General features: G+C 56.5%; 14 protein-coding genes and 1 pseudogene. 7 read left to right on the plus strand and 8 right to left on the minus strand.

The window, feature by feature from the left end:
• Positions 1 to 56: 56 nt before the first annotated feature.
• Genes FS690_RS15135 through budA form a run of 3 tightly spaced genes read right to left on the minus strand, consistent with a single transcriptional unit; the run spans position 57 to position 3,328 of the window.
• Positions 57 to 830, minus strand: a complete 774-nt coding sequence (locus tag FS690_RS15135) for a (S)-acetoin forming diacetyl reductase (protein ID WP_145339859.1) — start codon at positions 828 to 830, stop codon at positions 57 to 59.
• Positions 831 to 851: 21 nt separating this feature from the next.
• Positions 852 to 2,531 carry an acetolactate synthase AlsS gene (alsS, locus tag FS690_RS15140; protein WP_145339881.1) on the minus strand — a complete coding sequence of 560 codons (1,680 nt, stop codon included), beginning with the start codon at positions 2,529 to 2,531 and terminating at the stop codon, positions 852 to 854.
• A gap of 14 nt (positions 2,532 to 2,545) precedes the next feature.
• Positions 2,546 to 3,328 (minus strand): acetolactate decarboxylase, encoded by a 783-nt coding sequence (gene budA / locus FS690_RS15145; protein ID WP_145339860.1) that lies wholly within the window; start codon positions 3,326 to 3,328, stop codon positions 2,546 to 2,548.
• 104 nt (positions 3,329 to 3,432) lie between these two features.
• Here budA and FS690_RS15150 point away from each other — a divergent pair, with 104 nt between their 5' ends.
• Entirely contained in the window at positions 3,433 to 4,314 is an 882-nt protein-coding gene (locus tag FS690_RS15150; RefSeq protein ID WP_145339861.1) for a LysR family transcriptional regulator, read from the plus strand.
• A 4-nt stretch (positions 4,315 to 4,318) separates the two neighbouring features.
• On the opposite strand, the gene FS690_RS15155 is transcribed toward FS690_RS15150, so the two are convergent.
• The 3 genes and pseudogenes from FS690_RS15155 to FS690_RS15160 all read right to left on the minus strand — a co-directional run.
• Positions 4,319 to 5,158: an ABC transporter six-transmembrane domain-containing protein gene (locus FS690_RS15155; RefSeq protein ID WP_370512311.1), complete on the minus strand. Its 840-nt coding sequence runs from the start codon at positions 5,156 to 5,158 to the stop codon at positions 4,319 to 4,321.
• A 197-nt stretch (positions 5,159 to 5,355) separates the two neighbouring features.
• Entirely contained in the window at positions 5,356 to 5,496 is a 141-nt protein-coding gene (locus FS690_RS18390) for a hypothetical protein (protein ID WP_158086444.1), read from the minus strand.
• Positions 5,493 to 5,969: pseudogene (locus tag FS690_RS15160) on the minus strand (FIST N-terminal domain-containing protein); the annotation flags it as partial. The pseudogene FS690_RS15160 and the gene FS690_RS18390, both read right to left, overlap by 4 nt.
• Before the next feature lie 103 nt (positions 5,970 to 6,072).
• Between FS690_RS15160 and FS690_RS15165 the strand changes: the two are divergent.
• Positions 6,073 to 6,669: a TetR/AcrR family transcriptional regulator gene (locus FS690_RS15165; RefSeq protein ID WP_145339863.1), complete on the plus strand. Its 597-nt coding sequence runs from the start codon at positions 6,073 to 6,075 to the stop codon at positions 6,667 to 6,669.
• Here the strand turns inward: FS690_RS15165 and FS690_RS15170 are convergent.
• Positions 6,652 to 7,344 carry an aspartate/glutamate racemase family protein gene (locus FS690_RS15170; protein ID WP_145339864.1) on the minus strand — a complete coding sequence of 231 codons (693 nt, stop codon included), beginning with the start codon at positions 7,342 to 7,344 and terminating at the stop codon, positions 6,652 to 6,654. The genes FS690_RS15165 and FS690_RS15170 overlap by 18 nt on opposite strands.
• A 210-nt stretch (positions 7,345 to 7,554) precedes the next feature.
• Here FS690_RS15170 and FS690_RS15175 point away from each other — a divergent pair, with 210 nt between their 5' ends.
• The 3 genes from FS690_RS15175 to FS690_RS15185 all read left to right on the plus strand — a co-directional run bounded on the left by FS690_RS15175 (position 7,555) and on the right by FS690_RS15185 (position 11,490).
• Positions 7,555 to 8,808 (plus strand): DUF2254 domain-containing protein, encoded by a 1,254-nt coding sequence (locus tag FS690_RS15175; RefSeq protein ID WP_145339865.1) that lies wholly within the window; start codon positions 7,555 to 7,557, stop codon positions 8,806 to 8,808.
• Between the two features lie 99 nt (positions 8,809 to 8,907).
• The gene (locus FS690_RS15180; protein WP_145339866.1) at positions 8,908 to 10,902 is read left to right on the plus strand and encodes a choline BCCT transporter BetT; all 1,995 of its coding nucleotides are present in this window, start codon (positions 8,908 to 8,910) and stop codon (positions 10,900 to 10,902) included.
• A 150-nt stretch (positions 10,903 to 11,052) separates the two neighbouring features.
• Positions 11,053 to 11,490 carry an ASCH domain-containing protein gene (locus FS690_RS15185; RefSeq protein ID WP_145339867.1) on the plus strand — a complete coding sequence of 146 codons (438 nt, stop codon included), beginning with the start codon at positions 11,053 to 11,055 and terminating at the stop codon, positions 11,488 to 11,490.
• 48 nt (positions 11,491 to 11,538) lie between these two features.
• Here the strand turns inward: FS690_RS15185 and FS690_RS15190 are convergent, their stop codons facing one another.
• Positions 11,539 to 12,108 (minus strand): DsrE family protein, encoded by a 570-nt coding sequence (locus FS690_RS15190; protein ID WP_145339868.1) that lies wholly within the window; start codon positions 12,106 to 12,108, stop codon positions 11,539 to 11,541.
• 200 nt (positions 12,109 to 12,308) lie between these two features.
• On the opposite strand from FS690_RS15190, the gene amyA reads away from it, so the two are divergent.
• Both amyA and FS690_RS15200 read left to right on the plus strand, forming a co-directional pair.
• Positions 12,309 to 13,787 (plus strand): alpha-amylase, encoded by a 1,479-nt coding sequence (gene amyA, locus FS690_RS15195; RefSeq protein WP_145339869.1) that lies wholly within the window; start codon positions 12,309 to 12,311, stop codon positions 13,785 to 13,787.
• An 84-nt stretch (positions 13,788 to 13,871) separates the two neighbouring features.
• Positions 13,872 to 14,555: a haloacid dehalogenase type II gene (locus FS690_RS15200; RefSeq protein ID WP_145339870.1), complete on the plus strand. Its 684-nt coding sequence runs from the start codon at positions 13,872 to 13,874 to the stop codon at positions 14,553 to 14,555.
• Positions 14,556 to 14,608 lie beyond the last annotated feature (53 nt).

Consider the following 14,608-nt stretch of genomic DNA (forward strand, 5'->3'; position numbering starts at 1 on the left):
CGCATAGAAGGGAGCGCCGCGCCGTCAGTGCCGCACGGCGCGACGCCTCTCAGGTCTTAACTGAACACCATCCCGCCATCAATCAGCAGCGACTGCCCGGTCATATAATCTGAGTCGGGGCCAGCCAGGAACGCCACGCAGGCGGCAACATCTTCCGGTTCTGACAGGCGCCCAAGCGTGATGCGTTTGGCAAATTCCTGTGTGCCATACCCCTCCGGCTGGCCTGCCGCTGCGGAAATTTGCCGATCGATAGCTTCCCACATCGGCGTTTTCACAATTCCCGGACAGAATGCGTTTACCGTAATGCCTGCCGGTGCGAGGTCGCGCGCGGCGGTTTGAGTCAGGCCGCGCACGGCAAATTTACTGGAGCTGTAGACCGCCAGCTCCGGATTACCGGTGTGTCCCGCCTGCGAGCAGGCGTTGATAATTTTGCCGCCGTGCCCCTCTGCCGCAAAGGCCTGGACCGCCGCCTGAATGCCCCAGATCACCCCTTTCACATTGATGTCATAAACCTTATCCACCACCTCTTCGGTGATCTCCGCAATCGGCGTGGAGGGAGCAACCCCGGCGTTGTTCACAATGACATCAAATCCGCCAAGCGCCTGACGTGCCTCCTCTGTTGCGCGAAAGACCTGGTCGCGCTTTGCCACGTCAGCCTGCAGCGCGATAGCCCTGCCGCCAGCGCTGACAATCTGGTCAGCCACCTGCTGCGCGGTGTGCGCATTGTAATCGCTGACCGCTACGGCAAACCCGTCCTGTGCCAGCCGCCGCGCAATCGCCGCGCCAATGCCCTGACCGGCCCCGGTCACAAATGCCACTCTGGTTTTCATCGTATTCTCCTTTTCAGGTTATTAAAGCAGCTGGCTGAGGTGCAGCTGACCCATCAGTAGCGGGTTATCGCTGTAGTCAACCGGAATGGCGACCACGGCCGGACCGTTCACGTCCATGGCCCGGCGCAGCACTGGCTCCAGCTCTGCTGCGCTGTTAACGGAGAAGCCGGCAGCGCCAAACGCCTCAGCGTAGGCTTTGAAATCTACCGGGCCGAAGTTCACCCCGGAAACGCGCTGATATTTTTTCTCCTCCTGAATGGCCACCATGTTGTAGGCGTTATCCACCCAGATAATGTGCAGGATATTGGCGTTAAGCCGCACCGCCGTCTCAAGCTCCATGCTGGATTGCAGGAAGCCGCCATCGCCGGAGACCGATACCACTTTACGGGCAGGATCAACCAGCCAGGCCCCAATCGCCCACGGCAGCGCAACGCCCATAGTCTGCTGGCCGTTAGAAATCATGATTTGCCGTGCGCGGAAACTGTAGAGATAGCGGGCGATCCAGATATGAAAGCTGCCCATATCCACTGTCAGACTGACATCGCTGTTAATGATGTCCTGCATTGCACGCACGATACGCAGCGGATGCAGCGCAAACTGGTCGAGGCTTGCGCCCTGCAATGCCAGCAGCTGCCGCTGATGCTGCCGATCATCAAGAATGGCTGCTGCAGCGGTGCTGAGCTGTAGCGGCGAGTCAATACGTGCCGCAATGTTGCGTACGGTTTGTGCAATGTCCCCTACCAGCTCCGCATCGGGCAGGTAGCGGTTATCGGTCTCGGCGGGCAGCACATCGATATGCACCAGGAGCGCGTTGCCGCGGTTCCACATCGCCGGCTCATACTCTACCGGGCTGTAGCCGATGGTGATGATCAGGTCAGCCTGCTGCAGCAGACGATCGCCCGCCTGATTATTAAACAGGCCGATTCGCCCGGCAAAGCGCGAGAAATGTTCCTGCCGTACCGCGCCCGCCGCCTGATAGGTACTGGTCACCGGAATATGGCTTCTGCTCAGCAGCTCATGGATGGCCGCGCTGTTCTCCGGCTGACTCGCCATCAGTCCCAGCAGGATCACCGGATTTTTTGCGCGGGCAATTTCGCGGCTTACCGCATCCACCAGCGAGTCTGGCGCGGCGCCCAGCGTAACGCGTGCCTTATGCTGCAGCAGGCTGCCGGTCACCGGCTGATCGACGATATCCTGCGGCAGGCTAAGGAACGCCCCGCCGCCGCGCCCGTTTTCCGCGTGACGAAACGCGTTAGACACGCATTCTGCCAGGGCAGACGCGTCGGTGACTTCGACGGCAAATCGGGTGACCGGGCGAAATATCGATACCGTATCCATGCTCTGGTGAACCTGTTTTGCGCTGTCCGACCGTTTTACCGCGCCGCCAATCGCCACCACCGGATCGCCCTCACTGGTGGCGGTTGCCATACCGGTTACCAGGTTGGAACAGCCAGGCCCGGAGGTGACCAGCGCGACGCCTGCGTTGCCGGTGAGCCGCCCGACCGCTGCAGCCATGAAAGCGGCATTTGCCTCATGACGCACCGGGATCAGTTCAATGCGCGAATCCACCAGCGAATCGAATACCTTGTCGATTTTCGCACCGGGAATGCCAAACACATGCTTTACGCCCTGGGTTTCCAGCTGCGCAACGACCAGATCTGCCCCGCTGCGCCAGCTCGTTTGGGTTTTAATTTCTTTCATCATTACCTCGGTTATTAACTTTCAACGGAGCGGATAGCTTCATCCAGGTTGTCAGGGGTCAGATTGGCCTGCAGAAAGTCGCGATCCTGCGGTAAGTCGATCACCAGTTTGCTGATTGCGCCAAAGGTCAGCGTGCCCTGCGCCAGCACATAGTCGAGAATGTGGCCACCGCCCTGCCGGTCATCGGTAATAAAATGCTCGTGATAGCCCGCGACATTGATGCCCTGCATATATTGCGGCGTGCGAAAACCGATCAGTTCGCCGGTGCGCTGACGAAAATCAAACGTGGGCTGGTTGCCCAGTACGTCAGGCATTGAACGATAGGGGCGGCACTGGCAGGGCACGGTGCGCGTCTGCACCGAGACAAAGTCGCCGCTGATACGCAGCGCGCAAAAATGATTATCCGAGGTAATCACGCTATCGATGACGCGGTGTACCTCTTCACGACTGCTTTTTTCGCTGAAATGGTGCTGGTGTTCCGGGGTGAAAAAGGTCATGACCGCAAACGGGGATTGCTGATCCGGATGGGCCGGACGGGCGCTGCCGTCAGCACGTAGCTGCCAGACCTGGCGATCAAAGGCGATCAGTTCGCCATCAAGCTGATTAAAGGTGCCGAGACCAAAATCGCCCTTCTCCAGCAGCCGGGCAACGGTTGTCGTACCGTCATAGACGCCGTGCAGCAGTGCGCTCATCAGCGAGGTCTGATAGATAACCTTTTCTGCTGATTGACTGGCCAGCTGATCAGCGGTTTTCCTGAGCTGTTCTTCACATGAACAAGCAGATACAAAATCATACATTTACTGCCTCGCAAACTGATAGTTAAGCCGTGTTAATATCAGAATGAGCCAGCCTGCTCACAGAATCCAATAGCGAAAGCTGCCAGCTTTGAGACGTTTTTGATATGGAACTGCGCCATCTGCGTTATTTTGTTGCCGTTGCCGAAACGCTGCACTTTACCCGTGCAGCTGAGATGCTCGGTATTTCTCAGCCACCGCTAAGTCAGCAGATCCAGCGTCTGGAGCATGAGATAGGGACGCCGCTGCTAAAACGCCTCACGCGCGGCGTTGAGCTGACGGAAGCGGGACGCGCATTTTTGCCTGATGCGCTGCAGATTGTGCAGCTGGCAGACCACGCGCTGGAGAAAGCGCGCGGCGTGGCGCGGGGAATGAGCGGTCAGATGTCGCTGGGTTTTGCCAGCTCCGTTGCGTTTGGTTCGCCGGTGTTTGAACTTATCGGGCGCTTCAGGGCGCGCTATCCGGCGATGGAGCTTATCACCCGCGAAGAGAATATGGCGCTGCTGATGCAGGATCTGCGTGACGGCCTGCTGGATGCCGCGTTTATCCGTCTGCCGTGCGAAAGCAGCAAAGCTTTCAATCTGCGGGTTATCGCGACTGAACGTATGATGATTGCGCTGCCGGCCGGGCATGCGCTGAGCCAGCAGGCAAGCCTGGCGCTGACGCAGCTGGCGGAAGAGACGCTGATTATGTTTCCACGCGAGGTGGCGCCCAGCCTCTATGAGCTGATTGTCAGTACCTGCCTGCGCGCCGGCTTTTGCGCCAGTCGCTTTCAGCAGGCCCCGCAGATCGCCTCTTCGCTGGGCATGGTCGCGGCCGGCAGCGGCATTGCGCTGGTGCCCGCTTCACTCTGCTGTATCAGCAATCCGCAGCTGCGGTTTTGCGAGATTGAGAACAATACGCTGTTTACGGATATCGCGTTTGCCTGGCGGCGTAATCACCCCAGCAGAAGCGTGCTGCATCTGCTGAGCCTGGTCAGCGAAGGGTAACGGATCAGATCTGCCCGCTGTTTACCCGGCGTCCGATATCCTTCAGCTGAGAATATTTTTCCAGCAGCTGAGGGGCGTCATCAAGGCTCATGGCAAACATCCACATATAGGTCATAACAGAGTAGACGTGCCCCGCCTCTACGCCGCCTCTCAGGCTCATCACCAGGATGGTGCTGCCAAACAGCAGCGCGGCTACGCTGCCGATGGCCAGATAGCCGAACGCTTCGCGATCGGAGAGGCAGATCCGCAGCCGGGCCAGGACGCGATAGTGCCGTACCAGCGGTGAGGCGGGCGCGTGACTCACCATATCGACCTCTTTTTCCAGCCGGTTATTCAGGCGCAGAAACAGCTGCTCATTCTTACGTGTGAATCCTTTCAGAAACAGCGCAAAAAACAGCAGAATGCCGAGGCACGCCACGCCTGACCAGAACTCAATCAGCAGCAGCATACCCGCCGCACCAGCAATGGAGGCTACTGAGGTGATCAGCACCGGCAGATGCTTTTCAAAAAAGTCGACAAACTCACGTGACAGCGTCACCCGGGCGGCCACCATGGAAGCGCGATTGTTTTCACGACGCTGAGCGAGGATCACCGGTACGGCCATTTCTGCATAAATGCGGGCAAAGGTACGGGTATCAATGCTGCGTCGTGCGGCACCAATCAGCCACATAACCAGCACCATCACGGCATAAAGCACCGCATGCAGCGCGTTACCCGCCAGAATGGCGTTGACGGCAAAACCCGCCAGCAACGGGTAAAGCAGATAGAGTGCGTTTTCGGCGACCACCAGCCCGAGCGTGATAATCAGTTTTTTACTATGGCGCATTCCCAAAATTTTAAGCATGGCGGCCGCGCCTGTCGGAGCCAGCTGAGGATGTTTTGCACTGAGGGTTTTCATAGATTCATCTGCGGTTATTAAATATTTGAGCGGCTGCTCAAATTGGAAGTGAGTCTATTTGAGCAGTTGCTCAAAGTCAATCTGCTGTCAGGCTGAAACCGGAAGAATCGGGCGCAGCCAGTCATGCGCCCGGGGAAGACAGATTAACGTTCGGCCGAAAGCTTTTGCAGCACGTTCAGTTCGTCAACGGCGGCCTGCATCGCATCCATACCGGCCGTCATCGTGCGCAGGCTTTGCAGATGTTGTGAAATGTCAGCCCGCTCACTGCGCGTCTGCTGGCTCATGGCTGCGATAGCATCCGCCGCGTGCAGGCTGCGATCGGCCAGCTTTTATCCAGCGGCGTAAAATTCTGGCTTTTGAACGGCGCAAATGATTTACCGGCCGCCATGCGGCAGAACACCACCACCGCTTTCCCCTGCAGCACCCGTCCACCCGCACCTATCCACGTACCATCAAACGTCACGCGCCCGCCTGCAGAGCCACCGATGGCCAGACAGGGAAAGCGGCCGCTGTTATACCAGGCCTGCATAAAAAAGCCTTCTGAGGCAGATAAGCCGTCGCAGTAGATCATGGCAAAGGTGCGATCGGCAGAGAGCGGCATACGCAGCTGAAGGGCGGCCAGGTCGCGCTGGATGGCGCTGATACGGTCGGTAACGCTGTGCGTATCTTCCAGATGCAAATCGACGATATGCGTTTCATGTTCAGCGACCAGTGAATCAGGCAGCCAGAGCCAGCTGCCCTCCTGCCCGGCACAATCTTCAGCAATTGCTGTTATAGACCACACCAATGGTTAAACGCGGCAATCTCTGGCATATCTGCTACCATGCGCCCTGTATTGTGGCCGGAATGCAAAAGCGCAGATGAAGAAAAATACCGACGAGTTAAAGCACCGTATTCTTGATACCGCTGTGGCGCTGTTTATTGAAAAAGGCATTGCCGGCGTCACGACCCGTGACGTCACCGGGCAACTTGGCCTGTCGCGCAGCCATATCTATCACTACTTCAGCAACTGGCAGGCGCTCTCGCTGGCGGCGCTTGAGCGGTTTATGGCGCAGGAGATCGCACAGTTCACGCGCGAAGCTGAAGAACTGGCGCCGGAGCAGCAGCTTCTGCGGCTGGCAGAGATCTACCTGCCCGATAGTGTGGATGCAACGTGGAAGCTTTACGATTCACTCTGGCAGATGGCGGCGAACAATGACGCCTGGGCCGCACTCGCTGAAAAGAATATCGCCAGCTGGAGCGCACTGATTGACGGCATGATTCAGCAGGGAGTGGAGCAGCAGCGCTTTCACACCGCTGATGCAGCCCGGGTGACCCGCCAGCTCAGCGCTATGCTCAATGGTTACGCTGAGGTGCTGAGCGTTGCTCCTTCAGCAGAGAAGCACCAGCAGGCGATGAGGGATATCACCGCGTTCATCCGGCTGGCGCTGCAGCCGGCCTCAGGGGGCCAGCGCTAACGCCAGCGCTGCTTCACAGTGGATCAGCGTGGTATCAAAGACGGGAACTGACACATTACGCGGATTAAGCAGCATCCCGACCTCGGTACAGCCGAGGATCATGCAATCCGCGCCCTGCGCGACCAGCCGTTCAGCCACCTGCTCAAACGCCTCGCGGCTGGCTGTAGTGGTGATATCTTTGCACAGCTCATCATAAATAATGTGGTGCACGCTGGCGCGATCGCCGCTATCCGGGATAAGCGGCTGCAGTCCGGCCGCTTCCAGCCGCTGACGGTAGAACTGCTGCTCCATGGTAAAGGCGGTGGCGATCAGGCCCGGCGCGCGCAGTCCCGACGCCACGATGCGCTCAGCGGTAGCATCGGCGATATGCAGTAGCGGAACAGCGACATCTTTCATCATGACGTCAGCCAATTTGTGCATGGTATTAGTGGCCAGCACGATAAAATCTGCGCCGCCGCGTGCCAGCGCGTGCGCCTCTGCGTTGAGGATCTCCCCGGCCGCCGCCCACTGCCCGCTCGCCTGCAGCTGCTCAATGCGCGCAAAGTCGAGCGATCTAATCAGCAGCTCCGGTGAGTGCAGGCCGCCCAGCTGCTGGCGCGTCAGCTCGCATAGCTGACGATAGTAGGTTTGCGTTGAGGCGGCAGACATTCCGCCCAAAATACCAATGGTTTTCATTGTTTGTGATTTTCCTTCTCTGGGCTGCCGGACAGCTATGCACGCTGCGTATATATCGACTATGGTGTTTTATCGCACACTCAAAGCGACGATGTCATTCGCAGGCTCACTTTTTCCAGGATCATAAGCGCTATCCGCCTGTGCTGCGGCAAGCCTCCTGATGCCGTCTGAGGTGCGCCTGACGATCGGTCTATAACCACAGAGAATACGATGTCCAAAACACAATGGTTACTGCGCCAGCTGACTAAACAGCTCTGGTTTCGCAGCTCGCTGTTTGCGGTACTGGCGGTGATCACCGCGCTGGTGGCTATCGCGGTGAAACCGTTTATTCCTGCCTCCGTATCGGGTCTGATTGGCAGTGAGGCCGTGGATGAGATTCTGGCTATCCTCGCCTCCAGTATGCTGGCAGTCACAACGTTTTCGCTGAATATCATGGTGACAGCCTATAACTCCGCGAGCAGCAGCGTGACGCCGCGTGCCACCAGTCTGCTGATGGAAGATCGCACCACGCAGAATGTGCTGGCGACGTTCATCGGCTCGTTTCTCTACAGCCTGGTGGGGATCATCGCGCTGGGTATGGGCGCATACGGCACACAGGGGCGGGTGGTGCTGTTCTTTGTGACGCTGCTGGTGATCGCCATGATTGTGATCACCCTGCTGCGCTGGATCCAGCATCTCGCTAATTTTGGCAGCCTGGGCGAAACCTCTCAGCGCGTTGAGCAGGCAACCCGCGCGGCGCTGACTGAACGATTACAGAACCCCAGCATGGGTGGCTCAGCCTGGCAGGGTGAGCTGCCCGCAGCGGCACTGCCCCATCCGCTTCTGCCGGAAGCTATTGGATACCTGCAGCATATCGATTTGCAACGGCTCAGCGACTGGGCTGAACAGCAGCAGGTGCGCCTCTATCTGGCGGCTCAGCCCGGCAGCTTTGTTCATCCGGGATCGCCCCTGCTGTGGTGCACCCAGCCGATATCTGCAGAAGATCAGGATCATCTGCAGAGTGCATTTACCTCTGGTGAGCAGCGCTCTTATGAGCAGGACCCGCGATTTGGCCTCTGCGTGCTCGCTGAAATCGCCTCACGCGCACTTTCGCCAGCCGTTAACGATCCCGGCACTGCCATAGATATTATTGGCCGTGCTGTCAGGCTATTCGGCCATCCTGTTCCTCCGGCTTCTGATGAAGTCGCCTGGCCGCGCCTGTTTATCCGGCCCGCCCAAATCAGCGATATGTTTGATGATGTGTTCACCGCTGTCGGGCGCGATGGCGCAGGACTGGCTGAGGTACAAATTCGTCTGCAGAAATCGCTTCAGGCACTGGCGCTGATCGCGCCGCACCGTTACGCCGCTGATGCACAGCGCCATTCCAGGCTTGCACTGGCACGTGCAAATAGGGTCATGAGCTGTGAAGCAGATAAAATCGCCGTGGAGCGTGCAGCCATCTGGGCGAGTTCGGGAAAAACCTGATGTGATCAGCCTGGTTTTTAAACACCTGCTGGCGTATCGCTTTTACTCTTCCATACTGATTGTTACATTTGGTCTTCATTCACGTTATGCAGGATACTTATGCCAACATCAGAAACGGACATCCAAAAAAAGCGAAGCCACATCAACCCGCCGGTCTTTTTCACTTCAGCCGCCCTGATTTTTATCCTGGTCGCCTTTGCCGCGCTCTTTCCTGAACAGGCGGATACCCAGCTCACCGCCCTGCAGACGTCGCTGTTTGCTAATGCCAGCTGGTTTTATATTCTCGCCGTTGCGCTGATTTTGCTGACCGTGATCTACCTGGGGGTATCGCGCTATGGTGATATTAAACTCGGGCCCGATCACGCCGAACCTGACTTCAGTTATCACTCCTGGTTTGCCATGTTGTTTTCTGCCGGTATGGGGATAGGGCTGATGTTTTTCGGCGTAGCTGAGCCGGTGATGCACTACATGGCACCGCCGTCAGGCGAGCCGGAAACCGTCAATGCGGCGCGGGAAGCGTTGCGTATCACATTTTTCCACTGGGGCCTGCACGCCTGGTCGATATATGCGATTGTGGCGCTGATCCTGGCGTTCTTTAGCTATCGTCATGGATTACCGCTGACGCTGCGCTCAGCGCTCTATCCGATTATCGGTGACCGCATTTATGGCTGGATGGGGCATGCCGTAGATATTTTTGCGGTGATTGGTACGGTGCTGGGTGTGGCCACCTCACTGGGCTACGGCGTGCTGCAGGTTAACGCCGGCCTTAATCATCTGTTTGGTTTACCGGTCAGCGCCACCATGCAGGTGATTCTGATTGTAGTAATTACTGCACTGGCGACACTGTCCGTTGTCTCCGGGCTGGACAAAGGTATCCGTATTTTATCGGAAATAAACCTCGGTCTGGCGGTGCTGCTGCTGATCCTGGTCGGCACGCTGGGGCCAACGGTGCTGCTGCTGAAGTCATTTGTGGAGAATACGGGCGGCTATCTTTCCGAACTGGTAACGAAAACGTTCAATCTGTATGCCTATGAGCCTAAATCGAGTAAGTGGCTGGGCGGCTGGACGCTGTTCTACTGGGGCTGGTGGCTGGCCTGGTCACCCTTTGTCGGCATGTTCATTGCCCGCGTATCTCGCGGTCGTACCATCCGTGAATTTGTCACCGGCGTACTGTTTGTGCCGGCGGGCTTTACGCTGCTCTGGATGACCTTCTTTGGTAACAGCGCAATCTGGATGATTATGCAGCAGGGCGCCACCGATCTGGCGCAGATAGTGATGAGCGATCAAACGCTCGCGCTATTTAATTTTCTGGAGCATTTTCCATTCAGTTTTGCCCTCTCCTGCATTGCCGTCGCCATGGTAGTGGTCTTTTTTGTCACGTCCGCTGACTCCGGGGCGATGGTTGTCGATACGCTTGCTTCAGGGGGCATCGATCAAACGCCAGTCTGGCAGCGTATTTTCTGGTCCGCGCTGATGGGCGTCGTGGCCATCACCTTACTGTTAGCTGGCGGCATGAAAGCGCTGCAGGTTGTGACCATCGCCAGCGCCCTGCCGTTTGCCATCATCCTGCTGATGTCGATGTATGGGTTGCTTAAAGCGCTTCGCATTGATGCCTGGAAGCGAGAGAGCAAACAGATTGCCACCATCGCGCCCACGGCTGCACGTAACCCGATCCCGTGGCAGCGTCGTTTACGTAATATCGCCTATTTCCCGAAACGCTCGCAGGTAAAGCGCTTTATGACTGAGGTGATCTACCCGGCGATGGAGATGGTCGAGCAGGAGCTGGCAAAGCAAAACACCCCGTCGCATACCCGGGCCGATGAAGACGATCGCGTGCGATTTGAGGTGGATCTGGGACAGGAGCTTAACTTCGTTTACGAAGTTCGCGCGCGCCCCTATCTGCAGCCCGCTTTTGCGCTGGCGGGTATGTCAGCCAGCGACAAGGCAGAAGAGCAGAAATATTACCGTGCGGTGGTCTATCTCAAAGAGGGCGGCCAGGATTATGATGTGATGGGCTGGAATCAGGAGCAGATCATCAACGATATCCTCGACCAGTATGAGAAGCACCTGCACTTCCTGCACATTGTGCGTTAATGACGGCAATAAAAAAGAGGAGCCTGGCTCCTCTTTTTTATTGCTCTGGTGATGTGAATAACCCGAAAATGGCTGGCGTTAATGAATTGATGCCATCCTGTCAGAACCACCTGCTATGACTGTCACTCTCAATACCTGAAAGGAATCAATATGACTGAGATAAATGCACTTAAAGCGAAATACCCGCAGGCGCTGAGCTGGACGTTTGGTGATTCCCCTGCCCTGGCAGATACCCTGGCGAAACTGATTACAGAGGGCAGGAAAACCGCTACCTGCAGTTCGCTGGCTGCTTTTCAGGATGATGCTGAAGCACCATCTGTCGGCCGCTACAGCATCGTCCTCGACAGCCGCAATCAACCGGTTTGCGTAGTCCGCATCGTCAGTCTGCAGCTGATACGCTTCTGCGACGTCACCGAAGCGTTTGCCCGTAAAGAGGGTGAAGGCGATCTGAGCCTCCGCTACTGGCGTCAGGAGCATCAGCGTTTCTTTGAAAGCAGTGGCGTTTTTGATGAACGTATGGAGCTGGTGGCTGAAGAGTTTGAGCTGATTGAGGTAGTCGCCTGTCAGGCCAGCATTGAGCGTACCTGAATCTCTATTTTCTCCGCATAATCCATCTCCAGCATCAATCAGCAGGGATTATTCAACCTTTCCGGCCCCCTGCGTATCCAGTAGCGCGTAGCCCTGGTTCTGCAGCACGGTCATCGTGGTCAGCGCTGAGGGGGTAGTGATAACGGATGAAGCGACCCAGCGCGGATCGTAATGATGCCACGCCAGCGCCTGACTGCACAGCGTCACTTTTACGCCCGCATCGTTCAGCGCTTTTATCAGCTGCAGGTTAGGATTAGCCGCGCCGAACAGCTTCCGGTAGTGCTGCTCATCCAGCATGGCGGGCGTGGCGCCGCCGTTAACTGCCACCACGGCGTCCAGCTGATTAGCCGGCACGCCGGAACGACCGTAAAGATTGATGACGCGCGCCACTTCATTCAGGCCGGGATTAATATCCGCGGCATTGCTGGCCGCCTCGCTCACTTTAAAAACCAGCCTGTAGTGTTGCGTCCTGTCGGGCTGAAAAGCCGCGTCAGGGGTGTCATAAAGCTTACCGTAGCCGGCAACGAGTGGCGTCCCGGGCGTATCCGCATGCACTCCCTGCGTTGCGTAAAGAGAGGCGAGAACAATAAGCGAACAGAAAGAGAAATATCGGGTCATGTGCGTTCCGCATTAGCAAATGGCGGGGTCAGCATAAATTAAAAAACGCCGCTGCAAAGCGGCTGGCCTGTTTTTAAGAGTAATGCACATCCCGTGCCGGTCCTGCTGTTGCAACAGCAAAAAGTGCGGTGGCCGCTGAATATTCGCGCGCTTTTCCATTCCCGCTCCATAATTCTTTTGACTATAAACGGAGCCCGGCGATGAAAAATCCAACCCTGTTACAGGCATTTCACTGGTATTACCCCGAAGGCGGCCAGCTCTGGCCTGAGCTGGCCGAACGGGCAGCGCATATGAGCGAATCGGGTATCAATATGATCTGGCTGCCACCAGCCTACAAAGGTGCTTCAGGCGGCAGTTCAGTCGGTTATGACACTTACGACCTGTTTGACCTGGGTGAGTTTGATCAGAAAGGCACCGTTGCCACTAAATATGGCGACAAAGCGCAGCTCCATGCGGCGATTGATACGCTCCATCAGCATCAGATTGCGGTGCTGATGGATGTGGTGGTTAACCACAAAATGGGCGCCGATGAGAAAGAACGCATTCTGGTTAACAGGGTCGACGAGCAGGATCGCTCACAAATCCACGAAGAGGTGGTGGAGTGTGATGCCTGGACGCGCTACACCTTCCCGGTTCGTGCCGGAAAGTATTCAAAGTTTATCTGGGACTACAAGTGCTTCAGCGGCGTTGATCATATCGAAAACCCCGATGAAGATGGCGTGTTTAAGATTGTGAACGACTATACCGGCGAGGGCTGGAACGATCAGGTTGATAATGAACTGGGTAACTTTGATTATCTGATGGGGTCCAATATCGATTTCCGCAACCGCTCGGCGACGGAAGAGATCAAATACTGGGCGCGCTGGATGATGGAAACCACCCAGTGCGACGGATTCCGCCTGGATGCGGTTAAACATATTCCGGCCTGGTTCTACAAAGAGTGGATTGACCATGTACAGGAGGTCTCTGAAAAGCCGCTGTTTATCGTGGCGGAGTACTGGTCGTTTGAGCTGGATAAACTGCAGCAGTATATCAATCAGGTTGAGGGCAAAACGCTGCTGTTCGATGCGCCACTGCATATGAAGTTTCATGAAGCCTCTAAGCAGGGCAGCAGTTACGACATGAGCCAGATTTTCTCCGGTACGCTGGTAGAAGCCGATCCGTTCCACGCCGTCACTATCGTTGCTAACCACGATACACAGCCGCTGCAGGCGCTTGAAGCGCCGGTAGAGGCCTGGTTCAAGCCGCTCGCCTATGCGCTGATTTTGCTGCGTGAAAATGGTGTGCCGTGCGTGTTCTATCCGGATCTCTACGGCGCCAGCTATGAGGACACCGGCAGCGATGGCGAAACGCATCACGTTGAGATGCCGGTGATCGACAAGCTCGATCGGCTGATGATTGCGCGCCAGCGTTTTGCACACGGGGTGCAGACGCTGTGGTTTGATCACCCTAACTGCATCGCGTTCAGCCGCAGCGGCACGGAAGATGAGCCAGGCTGCGTGGTTGTGATGTCTAACGGCGACAGCGGAGAGAAAACGCTGACGCTGGGAGAAAACTACGCCGGCAAAAACTGGCGCGATTTCCTTGGCAATCGCGACGAGACGATCACCACTAACGAACAGGGTGAAGCGGTATTCACCTGCAACGGCGGCAGCGTCAGCGTCTGGGTTATTGAGTGATATCCGTGCGGGCTGCGCCTCTGGCAGCCCGCACGTTGTGCTCTGCAGCAATGGGTTTTATGCAAAAAAGGTACGCAGACAATAATGAAAGAGAGCACCCTGCTGGTATTTGATGTTAATGAAACGCTGCTCGATCTGACCTATCTGGATGATTTTTTTCTGGACACGTTTGGCGATACGCAGGTAATGCGTCAGTGGTTTGCAGAACAGATCCTCTACTCCCAGACGCTCACCTTAAGCGGTCGCTATGTGCCATTTGGTGAACTGGCGGTTGCCGTGTTGAAAATGGTAGCCACCATCCGCAATACAGCGCTCACTTCAGCACAGATAACGCGGTTTCAGGAGGAGATGGCGGCATTACCCGCTCATCCTGATGCGCTGCCCGCGCTGGAAAAACTTCGTACTGCAGGTTTTGAAATGGTGACGTTCACGAACTCATCGGCAGAAGCGGGCAAAAAAGTGCTGGCGCAATCCGGACTGGCACCATTTTTTTCACAGCAGTTCTCCGTTGAGCCGAGCGGCTGTTTCAAACCTGCCGCTGCCGCTTATCAGAGTGTCAGTCAGGCGCTGGATCAGCCTCCTGCTGCTCTCAGAATGATAGCCACGCACGCCTGGGATATTATTGGCGCTATGGCCTGTGGCTGGAAAGGCGCCCTGCTTACCCGCTCCGGTAACGCGCCGCTGTTGCTGGGCGAACAGCCTGATATCTGCGGTGATGATTTACAGGCAATAGCAGAACAGATCATTGCAGTGGATAGACAAGCGTAAAACGGCGATGATGATTATCGAAACTTATCAAAAGCGTATCCAGAGTTTAAAGC

It is taken from the genome of Pantoea sp. PSNIH1, assembly GCF_007680655.1.
GTDB classification, from domain to species: domain Bacteria; phylum Pseudomonadota; class Gammaproteobacteria; order Enterobacterales; family Enterobacteriaceae; genus Pantoea; species Pantoea eucrina.

Excerpts from the sequence above, each read along its gene's own strand:
- FS690_RS18390 (WP_158086444.1), bottom strand. The coding sequence starts at position 5,496 with ATGAGCCAGCAGACGCGCAGTGAGCGGGCTGACATTTCACAACATCTG.
- FS690_RS15190 (WP_145339868.1), bottom strand. The coding sequence starts at position 12,108 with ATGACCCGATATTTCTCTTTCTGTTCGCTTATTGTTCTCGCCTCTCTT.
- FS690_RS15200 (WP_145339870.1), top strand. The coding sequence starts at position 13,872 with ATGAAAGAGAGCACCCTGCTGGTATTTGATGTTAATGAAACGCTGCTC.
- FS690_RS15170 (WP_145339864.1), bottom strand. The coding sequence starts at position 7,344 with ATGAAAACCATTGGTATTTTGGGCGGAATGTCTGCCGCCTCAACGCAA.
- amyA (WP_145339869.1), top strand. The coding sequence starts at position 12,309 with ATGAAAAATCCAACCCTGTTACAGGCATTTCACTGGTATTACCCCGAA.
- FS690_RS15150 (WP_145339861.1), top strand. The coding sequence starts at position 3,433 with ATGGAACTGCGCCATCTGCGTTATTTTGTTGCCGTTGCCGAAACGCTG.
- FS690_RS15155 (WP_370512311.1), bottom strand. The coding sequence starts at position 5,158 with ATGCTTAAAATTTTGGGAATGCGCCATAGTAAAAAACTGATTATCACG.
- FS690_RS15135 (WP_145339859.1), bottom strand. The coding sequence starts at position 830 with ATGAAAACCAGAGTGGCATTTGTGACCGGGGCCGGTCAGGGCATTGGC.
- alsS (WP_145339881.1), bottom strand. The coding sequence starts at position 2,531 with ATGAAAGAAATTAAAACCCAAACGAGCTGGCGCAGCGGGGCAGATCTG.
- FS690_RS15165 (WP_145339863.1), top strand. The coding sequence starts at position 6,073 with ATGAAGAAAAATACCGACGAGTTAAAGCACCGTATTCTTGATACCGCT.
- FS690_RS15175 (WP_145339865.1), top strand. The coding sequence starts at position 7,555 with ATGTCCAAAACACAATGGTTACTGCGCCAGCTGACTAAACAGCTCTGG.
- FS690_RS15180 (WP_145339866.1), top strand. The coding sequence starts at position 8,908 with ATGCCAACATCAGAAACGGACATCCAAAAAAAGCGAAGCCACATCAAC.
- budA (WP_145339860.1), bottom strand. The coding sequence starts at position 3,328 with ATGTATGATTTTGTATCTGCTTGTTCATGTGAAGAACAGCTCAGGAAA.
- FS690_RS15185 (WP_145339867.1), top strand. The coding sequence starts at position 11,053 with ATGACTGAGATAAATGCACTTAAAGCGAAATACCCGCAGGCGCTGAGC.